Genomic DNA, 2556 nt, shown 5'->3' with positions numbered 1-2556 from the left:
GGCCCCGCCGCGCGGCGCGTCGGCCGGCGTGGGCGAGACCGGGGCGCCGGGGCGCACCCGCTGCAGCCCGTCGACGATCACGCTCTCGCCCTCGCGCACGCCGTCCTGGATCACCGCCAGCTCCGGCGTCGACTGCGCGCCCATCTTCACGGCGCGGCGCTCGGCCTTGTTCTCGGCGCCGATCACATAGACGAAATCGCCGCGCGCGTCGGTCAGCACCGCGCCGCGCGGCACGGTCAGCATCTGCACCGGCTGCACCGCCTCGACCACGGCGCTGACGATCTGGTTGGCGGTCAGCTCGCGGAAACCGCCCGGCGTGACCGGGTTCGGGATGGTGCCGCGCAGCAGCACGCTGTCGGTGTCGCGGCCGACATCGATGTCGACGAAGTTCACCTGGCCCACCGGCGCATACATCCGCCCGTCCGGCAGCCGCAGCCGCAGCTGCACGGCGGAGAGGCCGCCGCGCTCGGCATAGCGGGCGCGCACCTCGGTCAGGGTGCGCATCGGCACGGTGAAGCTGACATACATCGGGTCCTGGCTGACGATGGTCGCCAGGGCGCCGGAGGAGGGGGTGACGACATTGCCCTCGGTCACCGCGGCGCGGCCGATGCGGCCCGCGATGGGGGCGCGGATCTCGGTGTAGTCGAGGTTGATCTGCGCCTGGCGCTGCTGCGCCTGGGCCGAGAGCAGCTGCGCCTGGGTGCTGCGCTGGTTGGCCAGCGCCGTGTCCACGGTCGAGCGCTGCCCGGCCACCGTGTTCAGCAGCGCCTGGGCGCGGGAGAGGGTGATGTTGGCGTTCTGCAGCTGCGCCTCGGCCTCGGCCACGCTGGCGCGGGCGATCTGCAGCTGCGCCTCATACGGGCCGCGCTCCAGCCGGAACAGCAGGTCGCCCTGCTTCACCTCGGCGCCGTCGGTGAATTCGCGCTTCTCCAGGAACGCCGTGACGCGCGCCATCAGGTCGACGCGCTGCACCGCCTCGACCCGGCCGATGAACTCGTTGGTTTCGGTCACCGGGCGGCGCGTCACCGCCGCGACGCCGACCGCCGGCGGCCCTCCGCCTCCCGGCATCTGCGCCAGCGCGGGGCCGGCAAGCAGGAACAGGCCAAGAGCGGCCATCCCGCGACGGGGCAGGAGCGGCATGAAACCTCCAGGAAAGACGATCCGCGGCGAAAGCGGCCGCTTGTAAAGATACCTTCGCGTATGTATATAAAAGCCTACCTGAGGAACTGCAAGGTCGGAGTATGGCGCGCCGCACAAAACAGGAAGCCGACGAAACCCGCGAGGCGCTGCTCGACGCTGCCGAGCAGGTCTTCCTGGAGCGTGGCGTGGCCCGCGCCTCGCTCGACGAGGTGGCCCGTGTCGCGGGTTGCACCAGGGGCGCGGTGCATTGGCATTTCCGTGACAAGCTGGGCCTGTTCCTGGCCCTCGACGAGCGGCTGCTGCTGCTGCAGGACGAGCTGTGCGGCGCGCTGGCGCGCGAGCCCGACGGGCCGGTGCTGCCCTCCATGGCCGAGGCGATCTGCGAATCGCTCACCCGGCTGGAGCAGGATGAGCGCCGCGCCCGGCTGCTCACCATCATGCTGGAACGCTGCGAATACGTGGCCGACATGGCGCCGGCGCTGGAGCGCCGCCAGGAGGCCGATGCGCGGATGCGCCGGCTGGTCGAGGCGCGCTTCCGCCTGGCCGCCGCGCGCGGCGAACTCGGGGATTGCTGGACGCCCGAGCGGGCGGCGCTGTTCCTCAAGGCGCTGATCAGCGGCTTCATCCATATGTGGGTTGCCGGCGTCACCGATTTCCGCTTCTCGGACGAGGTCTGCGCCGCGGTCCGCGGCTTCCTGCAGGCCTGCGCCGCCGCGCCCGCGGCGGCCGACTCCCCTGTTGCCTCCTGTTGCCCATGATGGAGAGATCCGCGATGCGCTTGTCCACCCGCTGGGCGGGGCTCGCCCTGCTGCCGCTGCTGGCCGCCTGCGCCGGCGGCGGTGACGCCGGCCGCGCCGAGATGCCGGCCGGCAGCACCGTGCAGACCATCCGGGGCGCCCCCGCCGCCGATGACGCGTTGCGCCCCGAGCCCGGCAATATCTGGGCGGATGGGCTGACCCCCTCGGCCCCGGATGCTGCGGCCACCGCGCGGCCGCGCCGGTGACGCAAGCCGCGCGCCGCCCGTTCCCCGCTTCTCGCCCCCTCGCTCCTCGAAAGTCCCGGCCGATGACTCCCAAGCGGATCCGTCTCGCCCTCCTGGCCGCCAGCGCCTTGGCGCCCGCGCTGCTTGCCCCTGCCGCGGGCTGGGCGCAGAGCCTGCAGGAGGCGCTGGCGCAGGCCTATGCGAACAACCCGACGCTGCAGACGGCCCGCGCGCAGCTGCGCGTGGTGGACGAGAACGTGCCGCAGGCGCTGGCCGGCTGGCGCCCGAGCGTGACGGTGGCCGGCAATGCCGGCTATGTGCAGGGCACGACGCGCAACCGCGGCATCTACAGCGATGCGGACCGCGCCACGGCCGGCGCGACCGCGACGCTGACCCAGCCGGTCTATACCGGCGGCCGCACCACGGCCGCGACG

4 protein-coding genes are annotated in these 2556 nt (G+C 73.0%); 3 read left to right on the top strand and 1 reads right to left on the bottom strand.

The genetic code is table 11. The annotated features are described in order from the left end of the window. Nucleotides 1-1140, bottom strand: a 1140-nt coding sequence (locus HMPREF0731_RS20430; RefSeq protein ID WP_040614245.1) for an efflux RND transporter periplasmic adaptor subunit, incomplete at its 3' end; no start/stop codon positions are given. A 101-nt stretch (nucleotides 1141-1241) separates the two neighbouring features. On the opposite strand from HMPREF0731_RS20430, the gene HMPREF0731_RS20425 reads away from it, so the two are divergent. The 3 genes from HMPREF0731_RS20425 to HMPREF0731_RS20415 all read left to right on the top strand — a co-directional run. After that, a complete protein-coding gene (locus tag HMPREF0731_RS20425; RefSeq protein WP_007006126.1) occupies nucleotides 1242-1898 on the top strand; it encodes a TetR family transcriptional regulator in 657 nt (218 codons plus the stop codon). Between the two features lie 14 nt (nucleotides 1899-1912). Next, nucleotides 1913-2143 carry a hypothetical protein gene (locus HMPREF0731_RS20420; RefSeq protein ID WP_040614240.1) on the top strand — a complete coding sequence of 77 codons (231 nt, stop codon included), beginning with the start codon at nucleotides 1913-1915 and terminating at the stop codon, nucleotides 2141-2143. Between the two features lie 62 nt (nucleotides 2144-2205). Then, on the top strand, nucleotides 2206-2556 hold a 351-nt coding region (locus tag HMPREF0731_RS20415; RefSeq protein WP_007006124.1), incomplete at its 3' end, for a TolC family protein.

The sequence above is a fragment of the Pseudoroseomonas cervicalis ATCC 49957 genome (assembly GCF_000164635.1).
In the GTDB taxonomy this organism is placed as follows: Bacteria; Pseudomonadota; Alphaproteobacteria; order Acetobacterales; family Acetobacteraceae; genus Pseudoroseomonas; species Pseudoroseomonas cervicalis.
The sequence above is the reverse complement of the archived record's forward strand: the minus strand, read 5'-3'. Positions and strand labels throughout refer to the sequence as shown.